Consider the following 21,227-nt stretch of genomic DNA (forward strand, 5'->3'; position numbering starts at 1 on the left):
TGTAAAGATAAACCTTGTAAAAACAGTAAATTTAAGGATAAAAAATGCAAAACGTTAAACTCATCTCGCACCCACTGATCGAGCATAAATTAACTATTTTACGTGATAAAAACACCCAACCTTTTCAGTTTCGTATGCTAGTTGATGAGATCAGTTATCTTATGATCTTTGAGGCGACTAGAAATTTAAAGGTAAAAGATGTCAAAGTCCAAACTCCAGTTGCGGTGGCAGATGCAAAGAGGCTTACTACAAAAGTGATGATATGCCCCATCTTAAGGGCTGCTCTTGGTATGCTTGATAGCGTTTTTACTATCATTCCAGATGCGAGTGTGGGCTTTTTGGGCTTTCAGCGAAACGAAGAGACAGCACAAGCTGAGTTTTTCTACGCGAAGCTTCCAAAAGACGCAAAAGAACGCATGGCGATCATCATCGATCCTATGTTTGCAACTGGTGGCACGGCGATAGATGCGGTCAAATTCTTACGTGAAAAGGGCGTTAAGGAGATCAAATTTATCTCTATCATCGCTGCTCCTGAGGGGCTAAAGAGATTTAGCGAAATTTACCCAGACGTCGAGGTCTATACAGCTTCGATTGATGAGAAGCTAAATGAGAAAAACTATATCGTTCCAGGTCTTGGTGATGCTGGTGATAGAGTTTTTAACACGCTTTAAGGGCAAAATTTGAATAAAAGACTTTTGCCAGCCTTAGTCGCCTTTATCATTGCTATTATTGTTGGCACTTTTTTCTTTTCAAATAATGGTAGTGAAGCAAATAAAAATGCTCAAATTTTACTTGAGCAACTAAACAAAGAGGGACAAAAAAGCCAGAGCCTTGCAGAAAATGGCTCATACACTTCAAAAGATGAGGTCGCTCTTTATATCTATAAATTTAACAAGCTGCCAAAGAATTTCATAACCAAAAAAGAGGCACTTGAACTTGGCTGGGATGCAAAAAACGGAAATTTATGGCAGATAAGCGGCGGCAAAAGCATTGGCGGAGATAGATTTTCAAACAGAGAAAAGAGGCTGCCTGAGGCTGATGGCAGAAAGTGGTTTGAGTGCGATGTGAATTATAATGGCGGCAGGCGCGGCGCTGAGAGAATTTTATACTCAAACGACGGGCTTATTTACTACACGCCCGATCACTACGAGCATTTTTACCTGCTTTATGAGAAGAGGATGCAATGAAAAGCGTGATCTTAGATGCAAAAAAGATGGTCGAAAAAGAGAAGATGCATGAGTATTTTGCTAAGAAATTTGACCTGCCAGAGTACTACGGCAAAAATTTAGACGCGCTCTTTGACTGCCTTTGTGAGATAAATGAGCCAACGCTTATAAAGCTAAAAAATGAAAATGCTTTGGATGATGACACAAAAGAGAGCTTAACCCAGCTATTTCGCGACGTTTGCAACGAAAATGAGATGGTTAAATTTGAGCTTGTAAAAGATGAAAAATGATATTTGGAAAGATTGATTATCTAAATTTACTCCCCTTTCACGTATTTTTAAAATCAGCCCCACTAAGCTCTCAGATAAAAAAGGCTATCGAGTTTAAAAAGGGCGTGCCAAGCAAGCTAAATAGAGCCCTAAACGCCAGAAAGATCGACGCTGCGGTGATCTCAAGCATAGCAAGCAAAAAGGCAAATTTAAAGAAGCTAAATTTTGGAATAGTCGCCAAAAAAGATGTAAAAAGCGTGCTTGTTCGCAAAAACTCAGCCCCAAAGCCAGATCCTGCCTCAGCTAGCTCAAACGCCCTAGCCAAGGTGCTTAAACTAAATGGAGAGGTGATCATAGGCGACAGGGCGCTAAAGGCATACTTAAGCGAGGGCAAAGAGTGCTTTTACGACCTTGGTCAAATTTGGCACGAAAAGACAAATTTGCCATTTGTTTTTGGTAGATTTTCTTACGTAAAAAATGGCTCGTTTTACAAAAAACTGGTCACAAAATTTTTACAAAAAAATGTAAAAATTCCAAATTATATATTAGCCCAGTATGCCAAAAGCCGCGACATAAGCGAGCAAGATATCAAGTGGTATCTTAAATTTATAAGCTACAAGATCGGCCCAAAAGAGCAAAAATCACTCCGAAAATTTTTTAAAGAAGATAGATTGTTAAAAGCAGAAAAAAAGAATTAAATTTTTTATAGCTTCTTAGTAGGCACCAAGAAGCTATAAAAATTTTAGTGATGCATATGCATGTTAGTTGAGTTATCATCACTCATCTGTTGCATATCCATCATCATCTTGTGGTGATCATGCATCGGCATATCTGCTGGCATGTTCATTGGCATATTCATCTGCATATCCATCGCGCCATTTTCAGCCTTGTAGCCTGTTATGGTAGGATCAACCATGCCAAATATCATAGCGACGTGTCCGACGATCAAAAAGAATATGAGCAGGCAAAAGTGAAGCTTTAGCTTTGCCTTTTGGCTTGCGTTTTTATAGATCAAATTTAGCTCTAAAAGCGCGATGCCAAGAAGTGGGATGACGCCGATGAGATATGAGTAGATAGCGATGACATCGGCATATCCGCGCCATTTTATGGTTGGATAAATTTTTGCTAAAAAGTAGATCACAAGAGCTGTAAAATAGACCCCAAGCACTATGCCAACAAATTTGCTAACGGCCTTAAAGCCAGCGTTTTTGCCGCTATCCATGTGATACATCGTGAAAAACTCCATCGCCACTAAAAGCTCCGCAAGCCCCATAGGTATCACCATGTAGAGGATTAGATTGTAGGGTTGATCGAGCGATAAAAGCTCCATGTAGTGTGTCATTACCATTGTAAATCCTTTGTAAAAATTTAAAGAAATTTACTACCGAAGGGTTAAGATAGTTATAAAATATTGAGAATAGTTGCGGGATCTAAGTGGATGTTAAATTTACTCCTAGCTAGGCTAAGAGTAAATTTAAGCTAGTCTTTAAACTCGTGCGAGATGACTGGAGAAAATTCTTCCCAATGAAGCTTGGTTTTAAATGTCGGCATCTTGCTTTGAAATGGCTCTTTTTTAAGTGCCGCCATAGCGACACTATCGCCTTTTGGCTTAGCCGGTGCTTCTACGTTTAGTATAGAGCGTTCAAGGTCGATGAAATCTTTTAAAATAATAGTATATGATTTAAAGAAATTTGCCTCTTTGTGAGCCAAAAGTAGCGAGCCAAACTCATCTACAAATAAATTTAAAGTTTCAGAAAATAGCTTATTGCTAATATTTTTTGCATCATTAAACTCATCTTTTAAAAATGTAGCCATCGCTAAAAATATAAATCCAACGTAGTCCTCGCTGTCTTTGCAAAGCTCGCTATCACGTCTATATGGGCTTAGTTTTAAACATTCAATAACCCTAAGCCTAGCTGCGCCGTTATCTCTGCCCTCTTCATAAAATGAGGCACTTAAAGGGATATTTGTAAAGCCAAAAAGAACGTCATTTTGTTCTTTTGAAAATTCTTCAAAGCTAAATTTATCTAAATTTTTAAATGCAGCATCACTATCCTCGCTCAAAGGATTTGCGCTTAAGTATTTTAGCTGCTCTTTCCACCTTGCAAATTTCTCATCATTTGTGTAAAAAAACATAGGATATGCTAGAAATTCGTAAAAATATGATCTTGCTTTTATGATGTTTTTATCCATTTAATAAATCCTCTTTCATCGCGTTTATTTGTGCTTGAACCATTAGTTTGGCCTTACAGTCAGCACAGCAGTAAAGTGCTTTTATCTTAACCCTATCGTTGCCAAATCTTGGTTGCATTATAGTTGCGATCTTTTCTACCGCTTTTTTAGTTGCAAACTCTTTTCCGCACTCAACACAGGCAAAAAGCTCATCTCGTGCCAGTTCATTATAGGTAAAAAACTCAGGCTTAAGAGAAATTTTTCCAACCTCAAGGCTTATGGTATCTTTTTCAGCACAGCTTAGTTCGCAGTATCCGCAAGCTGTGCAGACGCTTGGATTAAATAAAATCGAATTTGTCTTTTTATCAGCCACTAGCGCGCTTACGTTACAAGCGCCAACGCAACTTAGACAAAGTGTACAGCTATCAGTGTTTATCTTGACATCGCCGTATCTTATCATCTCGCCGCTTTTTACCACGCCAAGATCTTCGCTACCTACTAAAAACTCGAGCCTTTTTGCAAAAATTTCTCTTTTTGGCAAGGCATATTCGTTTATTGTGTGTTGTGAGTCAGCTATAAATTTTGCCTTTTTGAGCGATTCTTCAAGCTCATTTTTATCTTTGGCGTGATAGATCGCCGTCTCTTTAAATTTAAGCTCATAAATTTGATTTAAGATGCTAATGGCGTCTTTTTCGCCTTTACCAAGAGTTTTGCTAAATAAAATCACACTCGCACCACTTTCTTGAAGCAATGTAATAAGATGAGCTTGATTTAACATATGTGGTGCTGATATGAAAAAAGGCAAGACATTTTCAGGTAGGCTTATATTTAGCTCGTCTAAATTTGTTTCATTAGAGATTATTAGTGGAATTTTACCTTTGTAAAGTTTGGCAATAGTAGCAAATGAGTTTTGTGGCATAAGTGTAGAGTCAAGAGATCCGCTAGGGCAGACGCTAATGCAGTTACCACAATTTACGCAATCGATTTGTGAGAAAACAAGATGCTTTGTCTCGTCTTCTTTTAAAATGGCTACAGTTGGACAAACATCGACACAGCGTCCACAAATTTCATTTCGTCGTTCGTGATATTGGCAGATCGAAGAGTCGTATTGAGTTAGACTTTTGTACTTAAATTTTGGAGTCTTTTCATTTAAAATTTTAAGCACAGCTTCATCTTCTAGCCCAGCTATTTCATAACAGCCGCTTTGCTTTAGCATATAATCCCTTGCATTTTCAACCAAGAAAAAGTCACAATCGACCTCAAATTCGTCATTTGCTCTAAGTATCAAAACACTAAGTTCGCCAGCTGCGCCATAAATAAATTTCACTTCAAAATGCGTTAATTCAATGACTTTATAGCCATTTTCTTTTAATAAATTTGCTAGCTCCTCACGGCCTGAGTTGCTTACTATTACGACATTTTTGCCGACTTCTTTTTCGTAATCAACATCCTTTGCCATGTCAAATACAGTTGCTCTTGCTTCATAAAGCAAAAGTGTATTTTTAGCTTTTTCTAAGACGCTTGCAGTTGTATTTTTTAGATAAAAATTTATCTCAGGTGCGATAATGTTTGCTTTAAGCTTTGGCGAATTAGAAACTAAATATTCTTCCTTTTCATTATTTATTTCTATCTGTTCATTTAGCATTAAAGTATCGTCAAAATCGTTATAAAAGCCAAATTCTTTCATAATTTCTCCTATTATCAAAAACAGGCTTATTTTAATATTAATGGGATTAATAGACTCTGAATTTTATATGTTCCTTTTTGCTCTAAGGTTTAATTTATAATATTTTTTATGTTAAAATCACGGCTTGGTAAAACTAACTTACTAGGAGCACGAATTGAGCGATTTAAGAGATATCCCACAAGTTGATAAAATCATAAAAAACGAAGCATTTTCAGGATTTGATATAAATTTAGTCACATTGCTTGCAAGGCAAATTTTAAATGAAGTTAGAGCTAAAATTTTAAATGAAAATGCAAATTTTGCGTTGCAAGAAATAATAGATTTAATCCTAAACGAATATCATAAATTTAATGAATCAAGCCTTCAAAGAGTGCTAAATTTAACTGGTGTGACCATTCACACAAACCTCGCTAGAAGTGTTATCGATAAAGAAATTTTAAAGCGGGCAACACCTGTTATCACAGGATACTCAAACCTTGAATACAACCTAAAAACAGGCAGCCGCGGCAACAGATACGACTACGTTGGCTCGCTAATAGCAAGAGCTTTTGGCTTTGAGGACGCCATCGTTGTAAATAACAACGCAAGCGCTGTATTTTTGGTGCTAAACACCTTTGCAAAGGGCAGAGAAGTGGTCGTTAGTAGAGGCGAGCTAGTCGAGATCGGCGGTAGTTTTAGAGTGCCTGAGGTGATGGCAAATGCAGGTTGTATCTTAAAAGAGGTCGGCACTACAAACAAAACTAGGCTAAGAGACTACGAAGAGGCGATAAGTAATGAGACAGCGATGCTTGTAAAGGTTCATAGATCAAATTTTGACATCGTTGGCTTTAGCGAAGAGACCACGGCAAATGAGCTAAGCGGGCTAGCAAGCAGGCAAAATTTGATAGATTATTTTGATCTTGGCAGTGGATTTTACGGAAATTTGCCCTTTAACTTAGACAAAAACGAGCCAGATCTAAAAAATTTAAAAGATGTTTCGCTAGTTAGCTTTAGCGGCGATAAGCTGCTTGGCGCGGTTCAGTGTGGCATAATTGTCGGCAAAAAAGAGCTCATCTCAAAACTTAGGAAAAATCAGCTTTTAAGGATGCTTCGCGTCGATAAGGTGATCATCTCGCTTTTGGCTGAGAGCATGAAAGCCTATCTAAACAAAGAATTTGAGCTAATCACAACGCAAAAATTGCTTCACAAAAGCGTAAAAGAGCTTGAAGGCTTAGCAAATTTTATAAATAAAAATTTAAAAAATCCGCTTGAGATAGTGCGCACACAAACCTTTGTAGGAGGTGGTGCGATGCCAAATAAAAAGATCCCAAGCGTGGCACTTGCGCTTAGTGGCGACGCAAATTTAAACGAGCTAAAATTTAGGCAAAAAAGGGTGATCGGACGCATAGAAAACGATAAATTTATGCTTGATCTTAGATCACTTCTTGATGATGACGTAGAGACGCTAATAAAAATAATAAATGAAACGGAAGAAAAATGAGTTTAATAATAGGAACAGCAGGGCATATCGACCACGGAAAAACCGCGCTTATAAAGGAGCTAAACGGCTTTGAGGGGGACAATCTTGAAGAGGAGAAAAAGCGTGGCATAACGATCGATCTAAGCTTTTCAAATTTAAGCAAAAATGATGAAAATATCGCGTTTATCGACGTGCCAGGGCATGAAAATCTCATAAAAACGATGATAAGTGGCGCGTATGGCTTTGACGCGTGCTTATTTGTGGTGGCGGCAAATGATGGGCTTATGCCTCAAAGCTTGGAACACCTTGAAATTTTAAATCTCCTTGGTGTGAAATCTATAATCGTAGCGCTTACAAAATGCGATCTCGTAGATGAAGCAACTATAAATTTAAGAAAAAAAGAGATAAGAGATGAAATTTCTAAATTTAAAAACCTGCAAATTTTAGAAATTTTTGCCGTTAGCATAAAGGATAAGGCGAGCATCGATGAGCTTAGAAACTACCTCTTTACGCTAAGAGCCAAAAAGCGCGATGAGGAGGGCGTTTTTAGATACTACATCGATAGGGTTTTTAGCCTAAAAGGTATCGGAAATGTCGTAACTGGCACCGTGATAGAGGGAAGCGTTAGTAAAAACGAGAAGCTTTTTAACTACGACGCTGGCAAAGAGGTGCTAGTAAGAAGCGTGCAAAGCCACGATAAATTCGTTGATAGCGCTGGAGTTAGCAGCCGCGTGGCGCTTAATCTAACAGGTATCGAGCTTAGCGAGCTAAAAAAGGGTCAGCTACTTAGCAAAAAGGGCTTTTTTAGGGGATTTAGAGAGGTTGATGCGGTCGTAACTGCTAAGAATTTGATACATTCACAAAGCGTGACATTTTGCGTGGGCGCTAAAAATGTGCCTGCAAAGGTGCTAATCCTTAGTCAAAAAGATGATAGCTACTTCGTGAGCTTTAAATTTCAAAGCGATATGTTTTTGAAATTTGACGAGTCGTTTGTGATTATCTCAGATGCGCGCGTGATAGGAGGCGGCAAGGTGCTAAATCCTGTGCTTGAGCCACTGAAAAAAGCTGGTAAAATTCTCTTTTTGGCTGCACTTTTAAAGCATGATTTTGTTGGAGCCTTTTCTATCTTAAAAGAGGCTCACAAAAATGGCTTTGGCATCATCTCTTCTTATCAAAGGTTTGGACTAAGTCACGAAGAGGCCGTAAATGTGGCCAAAAAAGTCTCAAACGTCTTTGTCGATGAAAAGGCTTTAAATATCTACGATCTAAGCGCGGTTGAGCGGATAAAATCTGTGGTTAAATTTATGATAGAGAAAAATGAATTTGCTGTCTTTTCAGCTCAAAGTATAAGCTTAAAGCTTGCTTGGGCTAGTCAAAATTTGGCTCAAAAAGCACTTGATGAGCTTGAAAGTATAAACTTAATCTCTAAAAATGATGGCGTCTATACAAAAAAGGGCGTTGATATAAGCAAACTAAAAGTAAGGCTTGAAGAGAAAATTTATGAAATTTTAGAAAGCGGAAAACTAGCTCCAACGGCACCTTATAATATATATGATGAGCTAGAAATAGATAGGCTAAGTGGTGATAATGCCCTTAAAAAACTAACTGCAATGGGCAGAGTTGTAAGGCTGGAGCATAATCTTTTTATCACTAGAAATTCGCTAAAAATGGCACTTGATAAACTAAGAGAGATCATCAAAAATCAAGGCTTTGTAAATGTCACAAACGCCAAGGATGCACTAAATTTAAGCAGAAAATATGTAATCGCTTATCTTGAGCAACTTGACCTTGAGAGTGACATAATGAAGCAAGGAAATGATAGAGTCTTTCGTGGTTAGTATTCATTTACAAAAAGCAAATATAATCCGCCAAATTTTTAAAAAGGAAAAAAATGAAAAAAGTGGTTTTGGCCTCAATATTAGCGGCAACTAGCCTAATGGCAGCAAGCGATAAGCAAATAGAAGATTTTTACTCAGAAGTTTTTAAAAATCAAAATATCGATGGTGTTAATGTAAAAGTTGTAGAACGCACTAAAATTTTAGATGATATAGAAAAAGTAAGCTTAAAATTTAGCAAAGGGGATATGTCTCAAGAAGATGTGACTTTTGTTAAGGGTGATCTTATGTTTCCTGATGTTGTAAATTTAAAGGAGCAAAAGTCTTATTTGGCTGAAGAAAAAAAGGTAATCGCAGAAAAAGCAGCGCTTGATTTAGTAAAATCCCTAGCTAAAATTTATAAAAATGAAGACAAGGCAAATGTTATAACTCTTGGCAATGATAGCAAAAAGCCAACTCTTATCATGTTCTCAGATCCTGAATGCCCATATTGTAGAGCCGAGCTAGCAAAGATCGAAACGACATTAAAAGACAATAACGTTGAAATCATCCTAACTCCAGTACATGAACTATCGTCTTTGCAAAAAAGTGCTTTGATCTATAAAGATATAAAAAATGCAAAAAGTGATAGCGATAAGGTTAAAATTTTAAGAAAGTATTTCTCTGAAGATTATAACGTAGATGAAAAAAATGTTGGCAAAGAAGAGAGCGACAAGATTGATACTTTACGTAAAAAATATTTCTCTGCCGGCGTTAGATCAGTGCCATTTATAATAAATAAAAGTGATCTAAAATAACCTTTTCTAGGGAGCTCTCCCTAGAATTTATACTTTAAATTAGCCTTTCTCTCAAAATTCATAAAAGTTAAAATATTAAATATATTTTCTTATATTTTTAACAATAACTTAACATATTTAATTAAAGCTTTATATTTACTTTGATTATCTTGCAATTATGCTAAATTTACCGAGTTTAAATCTAGGCTATAAAAAGCCCTGAAATAGGCCTTGCAATATTTTAGAATTTCTAAAGTTGCAAATTGTGAAGACCAATCAAACCAAATTCTCAAATTTTTAAGTTTGAGAGCTAAGGAGAAAAAATGCAAGGATCAAGAAGAGATTTTCTAAAAAAATCTCTAAAAGTCGGTGCTGCCGGCGGTGTACTCGCAGTCTCAGCCGTAGCAAAAGTGACTAGTGACGACTTAGCTCCTGATGACAATGGTGTCGTCGTTGGCAAGTCAAACAAAAAAGAGGTGCTTTATAAAAAAAGCAAGAACTGGGAAACCTACTATAAAATCGCATACTAAGGGAGAAAACCATGAGTGATGCACGTATAGGAAGACGTTCATTTTTAAAGCTAGCCGCACTTGGTGCTGGAAGCACAATGGCTTTTGGAGAAAATGAAACGATAAGAAAAGCAAGTGATGAGGAGATAAAAAATCCTTTCCCTGGCTCAAAAAAGGTTAGAACGATTTGTTCTATTTGCTCAGCAGGCTGTGGTATCGAGGCTGAGGTAAAAGATGGTGTTTGGGTTCGTCAAGATATGGCGATGCATCATCCGATATCTCAGGGCTCACACTGCTCAAAAGGTATCGATCAGATCGACCTTACACACAGTAAACAACGTATCAAATATCCTATGAAAAAAGTTGATGGTAAATGGCAAAGAATTTCATGGGATCAAGCTGTAAATGAGATCGGCGATAAGATGCTTCAGATCCGCAAAGAAGATGGCCCTGATAGTGTTGTTTTCTTAGGATCTGCGAAATTTAACAATGAGCAAGCATATTACTTTAGAAAATTTTGTGCATTTTGGGGTACAAACAGTAACGATCACGTAGCAAGAATTTGACATAGCGCAACAGTCGCCGGTGTGGCGAATACTTGGGGTTATGGCGCGATGACAAACCACTTTGGAGATATGGCTGCGAACTCAAAATGTATATTTATCATTGGAGCAAACCCAGCTGTGGCAAACCCAGTTGGTGGCATGAAGCACACTTTACAAGCAAAAGATAGAAACAATGCAAAAGTAATTGTAGCTGATCCAAATTTTACAAAGACAGCTGCACACGCTGATCTTTATTTGAGACAAAGATCAGGAACTGATATTGCACTTGTTTATGGTCTTATCCACATCATTCTTAAAAATGGCTGGGAAGATAAAAATTTTATAGAAAATAGAACTTACGGTATTGACGAGATAAGAAAAGAGGCTGAGCACTGGACACCAGAGGTTACATCTGATGTTACTGGAGTACCAGTTGATAAGCTACTAAAAGCTGCAGATATCCTAGCTCATACAAAACCGGGTACTGTTGTTTGGGCACTTGGCATCACTCAACACTCAGTTGGTACATCAAATACAAGAATTTTACCTATCCTTCAACTAATTCTAGGAAATATGGGTAAAGCAGGCGGCGGCTGTAATATCATTCGTGGTCACGACAACGTTCAAGGCTCAACTGATATGTGCAACCTTTCAGATAGCTTGCCAATGTATTATGGCTTAACTGATGCAGCATGGAAATATTACTGCAAAGGCTGGGGCGTTGATTATGACGAATTTATTAAACGCTTTGCAGTCTCAACAAAAGAGCCAAAACAAGGTGGCGCTCCTGTTAAAAACACAGTCTTTGAAGAGTATTATTACCACGATCCTAAGCATCCAGAAGATAGGAACTGGAGAAACGAAAAAGGCTGGTCACTTTCAAAATGGTGGCAAGGTGTCTTGAAAGAGGAGAACACATTTAGTAGTGGTGCATTGAGAGTTCTTTGGGTTCAAGGAACTGGTCTAACGTCTATGGCGCACCTAGCTAAAATTCAAGAAGCAGCTTCAAAACTAGATATGATCGTTGTGGCTGAGCCATTTGTAAATGAAATTTCTATCCTTTCAGACAGAAAAGATGGCGTTTATATCTTGCCAGTAGCGACTGCATTTGAAAATGAAGGTCACTTAAGTGCAACAAACCGCTCAGGTCAATGGAGAACAAAAGTTGTTGATCCACTTTATGAGAGTAAGGGCGATCATGAAGTAATGTTCTTGTTTGCTAAGAAATTTGGCTTTTACGATGAATATGTAAAAGGCATGAAAATGGGTATCGTAGACCATGAAATAAAACAAGTAAAAGATGACTTTGTATGGCCTGATGATGCGACAAATGAGATAGCAAGGATTGGAAATTCTATAGGTTATGGTGGTAGAACAGCCGAGATGTTTAGACGCCATCAAGCAAACTGGGATAAATTTGATCCAGATACGCTAATAGGTATTGGTGGTGAAGTTAAAGGCGAATACTACGGTAAACCATGGCCAGCATGGGATGAAAAACATCCTGGAACACCAATACTATATGATATGAGTAAGCCTTATGTTGAGGGCGGTTCAGGCTTTAGAAATCGCTTTGGACTCGAACATAATGGCGTTAGTCAGCTAGCTAGCGAAGAGACAACGCTTGTTGGCTCAGCTATAAAAGGTGGCTATCCACAAATCACAAAAGAGAATATAGAAAAAGTCTTAGGTATAACTCTAACTGAAGAAGAGAAAGCTAAGATGGGACCAAGCTGGAGTATGGATTATAGTGGTATTATCTTTGAGAAATGTCGCGAAAAAGGTGTTGTTCCTTATGGTAATGCAAGGGCAAGAGCTATCGTTTGGGAATTCCTCGATCCTATTCCAAAACATAGAGAGCCTGTTCACTCACCACGCTGGGATCTTGTTCAAAAGTATCCGACATTTGATGATCAAGCTAGAAATTTCCGTGTTTCTACTAAGTTTAAGTCAGAGCAACAAGCAAAAGATTGGTCAAAAGAATTTCCAATTGTGTTTAGCACGCAACGCGTCGTAAACTTAAGTGGTGCGGGAATGATAGAAAGAACTAGTAAATATCTATCAGCTATTACGCCAGAGATGTTTGCTAATGTTAATCCAGAGCTAGCTTTAAAATACGGCATAAAAGACCGCGATATGATGTGGATTCACAGCCCACAAGGCACAAAGATCAAAGTAAGATGCTATCATAGCCAGATGGTAACTCCAGATAGAATTTGTATGCCATATAACTTCGCTGGTATTATGCAAGGCGTTGATCTTTCAGCTCGCTATCCAGAGGGTACTAAGCCTTATGTTATCGGCGAGAGCTTTAACACCGTTACTAACTATGGATTTGACCCAGTTACTCAAATTTCAGAGTTTAACGCAGGTCTTTGCCGTATAGAAAAAGCTGAGGAAAATACATTTAAAACATCGTTTTTCCATGAATATGGCGAGAGAGACGCCATGGGTAAAGAGTAAGGAGGAATAAAATGGCAAGAATGAAATTTTTCGTAGATACTGATAGATGTATTAGTTGTTATGGTTGCCAAGTTGCTTGCTCTTCTGCTCATGAACTTCCAGTGGGAATTTATAGAAGGAAGGTCATTACGCTTCACGATGGTATCGAAGGTAAAGAGGTTTCAACTACCATTGCATGCCAACACTGTACTGATGCACCTTGTGAGCAAGTTTGCCCGGTTGATTGTTTCTACATTAGAGCTGATGGCATCGTGCTTCACGATAAAAATATATGTATAGGCTGTGGTTACTGCTTATATGCTTGTCCGTTTGGTGCTCCACAATTCCCTAAAGATGGAGCATTTGGCGTAAAAGGTGTAATGGATAAATGTACAATGTGTGCAGGCGGCCCAGAGCCAACAAATTCACACGAGGAGAGAGAGCTTTACGGCCAAAATAGAATGGCTGAGGGCAAAGTACCTATGTGTGCGGCCGTTTGTGCCACAAATGCACTTTTAGTTGGAGATGCGGCTGAAGTATCAAATGTATATCGCAAACGCGTTATGCTAAGAAACACTGGGCTAAATGCCTAACAAGAAGGAGAGCATTTGCTCTCCTTTAAATTCAAAATTTTAAACTTAAAACCTTTTCATTTTTTATAAAGCTACTATTTTTTACTCAAAAGATAAATTTTAAATTTACATTAGAAAATTTCTAAAACCATTTAAAATTGGCTATTTGAAGACAAATTTCTCTTTATTATCTCAATTTGCTCTATTTTATGATAATCGTTTTTATTTTAATCAAAGTAAAGCCTTGATAATATTGCGTTTTAAAATAATCTCACAGGTGGTTTAATTAATGAATAAATTTTTAAAATTTATGCTAATTATGTTGTTGCCTATTTGGCTCGTGGCAAAAAACGACGACTATGAGCAAGTTGCAGCTCAGATAAAAGAGTCGTTACAAAAAGTAATAACAGAGTATAGAGCTGGCAACGTCGAGCAAGCAGTTAGCGATACTCAAAATGCTTATTTTGGTTTGTTTGAAGATGTCGAAGCTGGCATCAGAATAAATTTAGGTCAGAAAAAAGCTTACTCTATGGAGAAGCAATTTGGCGAGATCAGAAAAGCGATAAAAGCTGGCGAAGCACCAGATGACGTGCAAAAAAGAATAGATCAGATAAATAGCGAAATAGCTGAAGTTCTGCCAGTTATTTTAAATGGCCATAAGCTTGTTGGCGAGTACTCAGACACCCCAGCACAAGCTGCTGCAAGTGGCTATGATACTTCTAAATTTATCCCTGAGTGGAAGGTGGCATTTGCAAATTTATCAGCCGATCTAGATAAAGCCATAGCAAGCTACGAGAGCGATAAGCAAGATGACGCCAAAAGTGCTATTCAAGATGCCAAATTTACAAATTATAGAAATACTCAACTTGAAATCGCTATTCGCCAGCATATAGAAAATGGTAAAAGCATAGATGCTGATATCCAAAGAAAGATGGGTGAAGCAATAAGCGGCATCACAAATGGCATAACAAAAGATGACTTTAAAGTAAAGCTAGAAGAGATCAAAAAGCTAGCTTATGACGCTGTCTCAAAACTCCCAGCTGATACTGCAAAACTAGCAAAAGTTGATATGAGTGATGTAGAAGCAGCTTCTGAAGAAGATAGTGGTGCAGATTATACCAAAGTCGTTCAAAACATAAACGACAAAATTCAAGCAGCCATCGCACTTTACAAAGGTGGCAATAGCGCTAAAGCTATGGGTGATATCCAAGACATCTACTTTGATGAGTTTGAAGGTAGCGGTATGGAGAACAAAGTAGGTGCAATAGATGTAAATTTAAAAACAGCTATCGAAGCTACATTTGGCAATCTTGTAGCCCTTATGAAATCAGGTGCAGACGAAAAAACTCTTCAAGAAAGTGCAAGCAAGATGTCATCTCAGCTAGCAGCTGCACTTGAGAAAACTAGCAGTTCAAGCTCACCTTGGTCTTTATTTGTTTGGGCTTTGACTATTATTTTAAGAGAAGGCTTTGAGGCGCTTATCATTGTTGCTGCTGTTGTTGCATATCTTGTAAAAACTGGCAATGCTAAAGCGATGGGCAAAGTTGTTTATAGCTCAGTTGGCGTGGCTGTCATCTTAAGCTTTGTTATGGCCTGGATCATGAACGTCATCTTTGGCGAGGCAGCAGGTCAAAAAAGAGAGCTTATGGAAGGCATCACAATGCTTGTTGCAGTGGGACTTCTATTTTATGTTGGTTTCTGGCTTCTTTCAAATGCTGGCGCTAAAAAATGGAACGACTACATCAAATCACATGTATCTGAGTCTATCTCAAGTGGCTCAAGTACAGCGCTGTGGTGGACTGTATTTTTAGCCGTATTTAGAGAGGGCGCTGAGACAGTGCTATTTTATCAAGCACTTATTTTTGGAGCTAAAGATTCAGCTGGTTACTCGATGATTGCAGCTGGCTTTGTCGTAGGTCTTATCGTTCTTTTGATAGTCTATTTCTTATTTAAAATTTTTGCTGTTAAAATTCCTATTAAACCATTTTTTATATTTACATCAGCGATCATCTTTTACATGTCGATCGTCTTTGTTGGCAAAGGCGTTGGTGAGTTAGTTGAGGGTAAAATTTTCATCCCAACTATCATAAAAGGACTTAGCTTCCCTGACTGGATGAGAGACTGGCTAGGACTTCAGCCATATTACGAGAGCTTAGTACCTCAGATCATTATGGTGCTTGCCCTAGTCATAGGCATCGTTATTATGAAATCAAAACAAAATAAAAATTAATCTTATTTAAAGGAGAGAATATGAATAAAATTCTTAGCTCAGCTCTAGCACTTAGCCTAGCAGCTGGTTTTGCACTTGCTGGAGAGCACCCAATTGGCGAGCCTGTAGAGGCTAATGGTATGGAGATAGCTGCAGTTTATTTGCAACCAATCGACATGGAACCAAAGGGTATTGACCTAGCTCCAAGCCTAGCTGATTTTCACCTAGAAGCTGACATACACGCTATTGCTGGTAATAAAAACGGCTTTGGCGAAGGTGAGTGGATCCCATACCTAAAGATTAACTACGAGCTAAAAAACCTTGATAACGGCAAAGTTAAAAAAGGTACCTTTATGCCAATGGTTGCAAGCGATGGCCCACACTACGGTGCTAACGTAAAAATGGATACAGGTGTTGGTAACTATGAGCTTAAATTCCACATCGACAATCCAGAAAAACAAGGTTTTGGTCGCCACGCTGACAAAGAGAGCGGTGTTGGTAAATGGTTTGAGCCTTTCACAACAACTTATAAATTTCAATGGACAGGTGGTCCTGTTAAATAATCACCAGGGGCGTTCTCGCCCCTTTTAAAAAATTCTCACAGGGTTTAGTTATGTCAATTTATTTCTATCAGGTCTTTTTAGCCCTCCTTGGATTTACGCTTTTTGCTGCCTTAAATAACAAGGATAAAAGTTTAAAAACACTCTTTTTACCGTCACTTTTTGGAGTCGTAGCTGGCGTATTTATTTTTAAAGTCGTTCGTCACGCACTTATAGATGATCAGTTTAAAATTTTCATCGATTCAGTGACGCTAGTTTTTCTACTAATTAGCGTTTTATGGATATTTCTTGAGCTTAAGATAGCAAAAATTGTAACGTTTTTTGTTTTAGGCATCGGCTTTGGCTTTGGCTATAGTTCAAGCAGTGTGTTATTCCCGCTATTTGGTGGTGAGCTACTAGATACGCTTTCTGTCATTAGCTTCTTTCTAATGATATTTGCAATGATTTTGCTCGTATTTTTATTCTTTTTCATTTCGAATTTAAAATCTAGCATTTCTCCATTAATAGCTAAAATTTTAGCTATTATCACTTTAGTTTTCTTACTAATAGATAGAAGTTCTCAGACAGCGCTTGAGCTTTTACGTGCTGGGGCTTTAAAAATAAGTAGTGAGTTAAACTCTCAGATTCTATCTGTTAGTGCAAAAGGTATTTACGTATCAGAATTTGGTACTTATTTTTATATCTTTGTGATCTTACTTTTATGCATCACCGCACTTTTCTTTATGCCAAAAAGTATTGATAAAAATAAATTTGGTTCTATCAAATACCGCTTTACAAAAGCCATTAGAGAAAATATTTCTGATAATGCAAAATTTGCATTTTGTAGTATTTTGATAGCACTTGGATTTTCGCTCTATTATGATCTTTACGCATCTCGCCCACCTGAAATTTCAGAGCCAGTCTTGGTTGAGCCAGTGGGAGATAAATTTATATTTGATGTTGATATGCTAAAAGATAATGAACTTCACAGATTTGCCTACATCACAGATGAGGGTAAGCAGATAAGATTCTTCTTATTAAACCGCTTTAGCGACCGTGTATCGCCTGTTATCGTCTTTGACTCTTGTATGATTTGCGGTGATATGGGCTATATAAAAAGAGGCAATGATCTTATTTGTATCTCTTGTAATGTTAGAATTTTCTTACCATCAGTTGGCAAAGAGGGTGGTTGCAATCCGATACCAATGCCATTTATCTTCGATGGCAAAAATATCATAGTTGATTATAAAACTATTACAGATGGAGCAAATTTCTTTAGTAAGGTTGTCGAAAAAATGGTGCTTGACCCAGTTAGCCGCAAAAAGGTGAGCAACCTTGAGTCAAGATCATATTTATACTATGGACGCACATATTTCTTTGAAAATAACGAAACTCAGGCGAAATTTGAAGCAAATCCAGAAAAATATGTAGAAACAAATGGAACGTTAAAATGAAAAATATGCAACTAAGAATGATAAAAAGCTCGATCACGGGCTCAAAGGTGCAAAAGACGATGGCCTTTATCACCATCTTGCTAGCTGCTCTTTTGATAGCTTGCATGCTAAACATTACGCTAAAAATCGGCGATCAAGTAGCAACCGAGCTTAGAGGATATGGCTCAAATATCGTTGTTTTGCCACGAGGTGAGAGCTTAAGTATCGAGATCGAGGGTAAAAATTTCACTCCACTAAAATCACAAAATTTACTCCCAGAAGCTGATATTTATAAGATAAAAGAGATCTTTTGGAGAAACAATATCGTTGCTTTTGCGCCATTTTTAGAAGCAAAGGTTAAAGATGAAAAAGGAATTGAATTTGCCTTTGAAGGAACCTATTTTGATAAAAATATTGGTCTAAAAGATGAGCCAGAATTTAGCACAGGCGTTAAGAGCTTGTATGGATTTTGGGGCGTTGAGGGTGCTTGGCCAAAAGATGAAAGCATGGATGAAATTTTAGTAGGAGATGAGCTTGCTAAGGCTAAAAATTTAAAGGTTGGCGACAAGCTTAGCCTTACTGGCAAAAACGGCACAAAAGAGGTTAAAATAGTTGGAATTTTAAAAGGAGCTAGTGACGAGACGCATAAGCTAGTTGGCTCACTAAAGCTTGCCGGAGATCTTTCAGGTCACGCTGGATCATATACAAAAGCTGAAGTCTCAGCTATGACGATCCCAGAAAATGACCTATCGCTAAAAGCAAGAAGAAATTTAGACAATCTTGATAGCGCAGAGTACGATAAATGGTACTGCTCAGCCTATGCAGGATCAATCGCATTTCAGATAGAAGAAAATTTACCAAACGTTAGCGCAAAGGCAAGCCTTCAAGTAAGTGATGCAGAGAGTAATATCGTAAAGAAAATCCAAAGCCTAATGGGCATCGTTAGCATCATTGCTCTTGTGGTTTCAGCCATCGGTATAACATCGCTAATGACAAGTGAAATTTACCGCCGTAAAAAAGAGATCGGTCTTTTAAAAGCCATAGGCGCAAGTAACTTTGAAATTTACGCCCTTTTTGCTAGCGAGAGCCTTGTGGTTGCCTTTTTTGCTGGTATCACTGGAGCATTTTTAGGATACGCGCTAAGCTACGTGATGTCTTACATCATTTTTTCTCACGGAATAGGCATAGCTTGGATCGTGCTACCAATTAGCGTGGCATTTGCCCTGCTTATTTCAGTCGTTGGCTCGCTAATGCCAATGAGAAACGTCATAAATTTACTACCTGCGGAGGTGCTATATGACCGCAAATAGCAAATTCTTTTACAATACAATTTATAAAAGTTTAAAAAACGGCTCATCAAGAGTCATGGTCATCGTAATCTCTATCTTGCTTGGAGCATGCGTGTGTGCTGCATTTGTTAATGTCTATCTTGACATTGACTCAAAGGTCTCACGTGAGCTAAAAACTTATGGTGCAAATATGATCTTTGCTCCAAAAGATATGGCTACAAGCGATGATATGAGTGAAAAAACTTACAATGAGATGATCGCTAAAGTGCCAAAAGACAAGCTTCTTGGTGAGAGCGGCTATCTCTTTGCTCAAGCAAATATCGGTCCAACAAATGCTATCGTCATGGGAACAAAATTTAGCAATCTAAAAAAAGTTAAACCATTTTTAGATGTTAGAGATGGAACGATGATAAATGTCGATTTTGACGATAAAAACGTGCTAATAGGCGTCGATCTAGCTCGTCAGGCTGGCTTTAAAGCAGGCGATGATATAGAAATTCGCGCCATTGGCTCAAATGAGAGCATAAATGTAAAGATAAAAGGTGTAGTCGCGAGCGGCGATAAAGAGGATGCACTTTTGATCACATCACTATCTTTGGCTCAAAAAATTTCAAATAAAGCTGGCAAAATAAACTATGCTGAAGCTGTTGTGCTTGGTAACTTTGACGAGATAACATCGCTCGCAAAGACTATTAGTAATGATGAAATAGCTGCAAAACCAGTGGCAAAGGTTTCAAAGTCTGAGGGCTACATCTTGGAGAAAATAAAGCTATTAATGGCACTTGTTAGCCTTGTTATTTTGCTCATTACTTCAATGTGCGTAAACACAACGCTTAGTGCTATCTTGCTCTCTCGCTCAAAGGAGATCGCACTTCTAAGAGCCATAGGTGCAAGCAAAAAAGATGTACTAAAGCTATTTGGCTTTGAGACATTTGTGACAGCGCTCATCTCAGCATTAGTTGGTGCATTTTTAGGATATTTACTAGCTCAAATTTTAGGTTATGCGATATTTGATTCTAGTATTGATTTTAGAATTTTAAGCATCCCAGTAGCTGTGATAATATCGCTTTTATTTGCAGCGATCGCAGCATTTTATCCGATCAAACGGGCACTTAATAATAAAATGGCAGATACATTAAGAGGAGAATGATATGCAAAATGCACTAGAATTAAAAAATATTTGTAAAATTTTTGGCGATGTTAAAGCACTTGATGATATAAATTTTGAGGTTAAAAAAGGTGAGTGGGTCAGCGTAATGGGACCAAGTGGTAGTGGTAAGAGTACGCTTGTAAATATCCTTTCACTAATGGATACTCCAAGTAGTGGTACTTATATGCTTGGTGGCGATGATGCGAGCAATCTAAATGCTGACGATACACTTAAATTTAGACGTGAAAAGATCGGTCTTATTTTTCAGCAGTTTCACTTAGTGCCATATCTTAGCGCACTTGAAAATGTGATGATCGCTCAGTACTATCACAGCTCAGTTGATGAAGAGGATGCTAAAAAGGCGCTTGAGGCAGTTGGTCTTTCTCACAGACTAACACACAGACCAAGTCAGCTAAGTGGTGGTGAGCAACAACGCCTTTGTATCGCACGCTCGCTCATAAACGATCCTGAAATTTTAATAGCAGATGAGCCAACTGGTAACCTTGATGAAGCAAATGAAAGAGTTATACTTGATCTATTTTGCAAGCTAAGAAAAGATGGCAAGACGATACTTCTAGTAACTCACAACCCTGATCTTGGCGAGTATGGCGATAAGATCGTCTATCTAAGACATGGCAAATTAGAGAAAATTCGCACTATTGAAAACCCAAAGGTGCCAAATGAGATATAAAATTTTATTTTTATGTCTAGTCTCAGCTCTAGTTATGGGCTGCGTCAAGCAGTATGAAAAGCATCACATCACTCTAAATGACTCAAGTGGCATTGATACGCAGTTTTTTCCAACGGAAAAGAGGCTAAAGATAGGCGATAAGCCATATATGCTATTTTTCTTTGGCACTGACTGCGGAGTGTGCAAGGCCGCGATACCTGATCTAAATACGCTTGAAAAAGAGTATGGCAAAGAGGTTCAATTCATTGGTGTTTTAGGACCTAGTAAAGGCTTTGATAAAGATATTGAGCTTTTAAAAGAGCATAACATTACCTTTAAAACTACGAGTGATAAGGTTTCTGTGGATTATTTTAGTAAGGCAGTTGGCGGTGTCATGGGTGTGCCAGTTATCTATTTTTTTGATAAAGATGGTAAGATGCGATCAAAATTTATCGGTCTTACACCAAAAAGCGTACTTGAAAGTGCTATAAGATCGCTCTTGTAG

20 protein-coding genes and 1 pseudogene are annotated in these 21,227 nt (G+C 37.9%); 18 read left to right on the forward strand and 3 right to left on the reverse strand.

Going from position 1 to position 21,227, the window contains the following annotated elements; translation table 11 throughout:
* Nucleotides 1–44: 44 nt before the first annotated feature.
* From upp to CYO92_RS04710, 4 genes are read left to right on the forward strand one after another with little or no spacing between them, the layout of a single operon-like run.
* Nucleotides 45–671 (forward strand): uracil phosphoribosyltransferase, encoded by a 627-nt coding sequence (gene upp / locus CYO92_RS04695; RefSeq protein WP_004317747.1) that lies wholly within the window; start codon nt 45–47, stop codon nt 669–671.
* 9 nt (nt 672–680) lie between these two features.
* Nucleotides 681–1,187 carry a ribonuclease domain-containing protein gene (locus tag CYO92_RS04700; protein WP_103588847.1) on the forward strand — a complete coding sequence of 169 codons (507 nt, stop codon included), beginning with the start codon at nt 681–683 and terminating at the stop codon, nt 1,185–1,187.
* Nucleotides 1,184–1,456 (forward strand): barstar family protein, encoded by a 273-nt coding sequence (locus CYO92_RS04705; RefSeq protein ID WP_103588848.1) that lies wholly within the window; start codon nt 1,184–1,186, stop codon nt 1,454–1,456. The genes CYO92_RS04700 and CYO92_RS04705 overlap by 4 nt, the downstream gene beginning before the upstream one ends.
* Entirely contained in the window at nt 1,453–2,133 is a 681-nt protein-coding gene (locus CYO92_RS04710) for an MqnA/MqnD/SBP family protein (protein ID WP_103588849.1), read from the forward strand. The genes CYO92_RS04705 and CYO92_RS04710 overlap by 4 nt, the downstream gene beginning before the upstream one ends.
* Nucleotides 2,134–2,177: 44 nt before the next feature.
* Here CYO92_RS04710 and CYO92_RS04715 read toward each other — a convergent pair whose 3' ends face one another.
* The 3 genes from CYO92_RS04715 to CYO92_RS04725 all read right to left on the reverse strand — a co-directional run bounded on the left by CYO92_RS04715 (nt 2,178) and on the right by CYO92_RS04725 (nt 5,294).
* Nucleotides 2,178–2,783, reverse strand: coding sequence for a DUF6803 family protein (locus CYO92_RS04715; RefSeq protein WP_103588850.1), 606 nt, complete (start codon nt 2,781–2,783; stop codon nt 2,178–2,180).
* Nucleotides 2,784–2,914: 131 nt separating this feature from the next.
* Nucleotides 2,915–3,628 carry a TorD/DmsD family molecular chaperone gene (locus tag CYO92_RS04720; RefSeq protein WP_103588851.1) on the reverse strand — a complete coding sequence of 238 codons (714 nt, stop codon included), beginning with the start codon at nt 3,626–3,628 and terminating at the stop codon, nt 2,915–2,917.
* A complete protein-coding gene (locus tag CYO92_RS04725) occupies nt 3,621–5,294 on the reverse strand; it encodes a 4Fe-4S binding protein (RefSeq protein WP_103588852.1) in 1,674 nt (557 codons plus the stop codon). Before CYO92_RS04725 ends, CYO92_RS04720 begins: the two co-directional genes overlap by 8 nt.
* A 154-nt stretch (nt 5,295–5,448) precedes the next feature.
* On the opposite strand from CYO92_RS04725, the gene selA reads away from it, so the two are divergent.
* The 14 genes and pseudogenes from selA to CYO92_RS04795 all read left to right on the forward strand — a co-directional run bounded on the left by selA (nt 5,449) and on the right by CYO92_RS04795 (nt 21,227).
* Complete coding sequence (selA, locus tag CYO92_RS04730; RefSeq protein WP_103588853.1) at nt 5,449–6,774, forward strand: L-seryl-tRNA(Sec) selenium transferase; 1,326 nt, start codon at nt 5,449–5,451, stop codon at nt 6,772–6,774.
* The gene (gene selB, locus CYO92_RS04735; RefSeq protein ID WP_103588854.1) at nt 6,771–8,591 is read left to right on the forward strand and encodes a selenocysteine-specific translation elongation factor; all 1,821 of its coding nucleotides are present in this window, start codon (nt 6,771–6,773) and stop codon (nt 8,589–8,591) included. Before selA ends, selB begins: the two co-directional genes overlap by 4 nt.
* A 53-nt stretch (nt 8,592–8,644) precedes the next feature.
* A complete protein-coding gene (locus CYO92_RS04740; RefSeq protein WP_103588855.1) occupies nt 8,645–9,385 on the forward strand; it encodes a thioredoxin domain-containing protein in 741 nt (246 codons plus the stop codon).
* A 302-nt stretch (nt 9,386–9,687) separates the two neighbouring features.
* Nucleotides 9,688–9,894 carry a twin-arginine translocation signal domain-containing protein gene (locus tag CYO92_RS04745; RefSeq protein ID WP_009294906.1) on the forward strand — a complete coding sequence of 69 codons (207 nt, stop codon included), beginning with the start codon at nt 9,688–9,690 and terminating at the stop codon, nt 9,892–9,894.
* 77 nt (nt 9,895–9,971) lie between these two features.
* Nucleotides 9,972–10,166 (forward strand): annotated as a pseudogene (locus tag CYO92_RS09640) (hypothetical protein); the annotation flags it as partial.
* A 60-nt stretch (nt 10,167–10,226) separates the two neighbouring features.
* Nucleotides 10,227–12,881 (forward strand): formate dehydrogenase subunit alpha, encoded by a 2,655-nt coding sequence (locus CYO92_RS04755; protein ID WP_223315356.1) that lies wholly within the window; start codon nt 10,227–10,229, stop codon nt 12,879–12,881.
* 11 nt (nt 12,882–12,892) lie between these two features.
* Nucleotides 12,893–13,453: a formate dehydrogenase FDH3 subunit beta gene (gene fdh3B, locus CYO92_RS04760; RefSeq protein ID WP_021090689.1), complete on the forward strand. Its 561-nt coding sequence runs from the start codon at nt 12,893–12,895 to the stop codon at nt 13,451–13,453.
* 268 nt (nt 13,454–13,721) lie between these two features.
* A complete protein-coding gene (locus tag CYO92_RS04765; protein WP_103588857.1) occupies nt 13,722–15,662 on the forward strand; it encodes an FTR1 family iron permease in 1,941 nt (646 codons plus the stop codon).
* A 20-nt stretch (nt 15,663–15,682) separates the two neighbouring features.
* A complete protein-coding gene (locus tag CYO92_RS04770) occupies nt 15,683–16,204 on the forward strand; it encodes an iron transporter (RefSeq protein WP_084041674.1) in 522 nt (173 codons plus the stop codon).
* 50 nt (nt 16,205–16,254) lie between these two features.
* Nucleotides 16,255–17,634 carry a Fe-S-containing protein gene (locus tag CYO92_RS04775; RefSeq protein ID WP_103588858.1) on the forward strand — a complete coding sequence of 460 codons (1,380 nt, stop codon included), beginning with the start codon at nt 16,255–16,257 and terminating at the stop codon, nt 17,632–17,634.
* Nucleotides 17,631–18,923, forward strand: coding sequence for an ABC transporter permease (locus CYO92_RS04780; RefSeq protein WP_103588859.1), 1,293 nt, complete (start codon nt 17,631–17,633; stop codon nt 18,921–18,923). Before CYO92_RS04775 ends, CYO92_RS04780 begins: the two co-directional genes overlap by 4 nt.
* Nucleotides 18,910–20,052 carry an ABC transporter permease gene (locus CYO92_RS04785; RefSeq protein ID WP_072593884.1) on the forward strand — a complete coding sequence of 381 codons (1,143 nt, stop codon included), beginning with the start codon at nt 18,910–18,912 and terminating at the stop codon, nt 20,050–20,052. The genes CYO92_RS04780 and CYO92_RS04785 overlap by 14 nt, the downstream gene beginning before the upstream one ends.
* A 1-nt stretch (nt 20,053) precedes the next feature.
* Complete coding sequence (locus CYO92_RS04790; protein WP_054196145.1) at nt 20,054–20,743, forward strand: ABC transporter ATP-binding protein; 690 nt, start codon at nt 20,054–20,056, stop codon at nt 20,741–20,743.
* Nucleotides 20,733–21,227: a TlpA family protein disulfide reductase gene (locus CYO92_RS04795; protein ID WP_021090806.1), complete on the forward strand. Its 495-nt coding sequence runs from the start codon at nt 20,733–20,735 to the stop codon at nt 21,225–21,227. Before CYO92_RS04790 ends, CYO92_RS04795 begins: the two co-directional genes overlap by 11 nt.

The organism is Campylobacter concisus (assembly GCF_002913715.1).
GTDB lineage: Bacteria > Campylobacterota > Campylobacteria > Campylobacterales > Campylobacteraceae > Campylobacter_A > Campylobacter_A concisus_AG.

Bases quoted from the DNA above. Each gene is read 5' to 3' on its own strand.
- upp (WP_004317747.1), top strand. From the start codon at position 45: ATGCAAAACGTTAAACTCATCTCGCACCCACTGATCGAGCATAAATTA.
- CYO92_RS04705 (WP_103588848.1), top strand. From the start codon at position 1,184: ATGAAAAGCGTGATCTTAGATGCAAAAAAGATGGTCGAAAAAGAGAAG.
- CYO92_RS04710 (WP_103588849.1), top strand. From the start codon at position 1,453: ATGATATTTGGAAAGATTGATTATCTAAATTTACTCCCCTTTCACGTA.
- CYO92_RS04715 (WP_103588850.1), bottom strand. From the start codon at position 2,783: ATGGTAATGACACACTACATGGAGCTTTTATCGCTCGATCAACCCTAC.
- CYO92_RS04720 (WP_103588851.1), bottom strand. From the start codon at position 3,628: ATGGATAAAAACATCATAAAAGCAAGATCATATTTTTACGAATTTCTA.
- CYO92_RS04725 (WP_103588852.1), bottom strand. From the start codon at position 5,294: ATGAAAGAATTTGGCTTTTATAACGATTTTGACGATACTTTAATGCTA.
- selB (WP_103588854.1), top strand. From the start codon at position 6,771: ATGAGTTTAATAATAGGAACAGCAGGGCATATCGACCACGGAAAAACC.
- CYO92_RS04740 (WP_103588855.1), top strand. From the start codon at position 8,645: ATGAAAAAAGTGGTTTTGGCCTCAATATTAGCGGCAACTAGCCTAATG.
- CYO92_RS04745 (WP_009294906.1), top strand. From the start codon at position 9,688: ATGCAAGGATCAAGAAGAGATTTTCTAAAAAAATCTCTAAAAGTCGGT.
- fdh3B (WP_021090689.1), top strand. From the start codon at position 12,893: ATGGCAAGAATGAAATTTTTCGTAGATACTGATAGATGTATTAGTTGT.
- CYO92_RS04765 (WP_103588857.1), top strand. From the start codon at position 13,722: ATGAATAAATTTTTAAAATTTATGCTAATTATGTTGTTGCCTATTTGG.
- CYO92_RS04770 (WP_084041674.1), top strand. From the start codon at position 15,683: ATGAATAAAATTCTTAGCTCAGCTCTAGCACTTAGCCTAGCAGCTGGT.
- CYO92_RS04775 (WP_103588858.1), top strand. From the start codon at position 16,255: ATGTCAATTTATTTCTATCAGGTCTTTTTAGCCCTCCTTGGATTTACG.
- CYO92_RS04780 (WP_103588859.1), top strand. From the start codon at position 17,631: ATGAAAAATATGCAACTAAGAATGATAAAAAGCTCGATCACGGGCTCA.
- CYO92_RS04785 (WP_072593884.1), top strand. From the start codon at position 18,910: ATGACCGCAAATAGCAAATTCTTTTACAATACAATTTATAAAAGTTTA.
- CYO92_RS04790 (WP_054196145.1), top strand. From the start codon at position 20,054: ATGCAAAATGCACTAGAATTAAAAAATATTTGTAAAATTTTTGGCGAT.
- CYO92_RS04795 (WP_021090806.1), top strand. From the start codon at position 20,733: ATGAGATATAAAATTTTATTTTTATGTCTAGTCTCAGCTCTAGTTATG.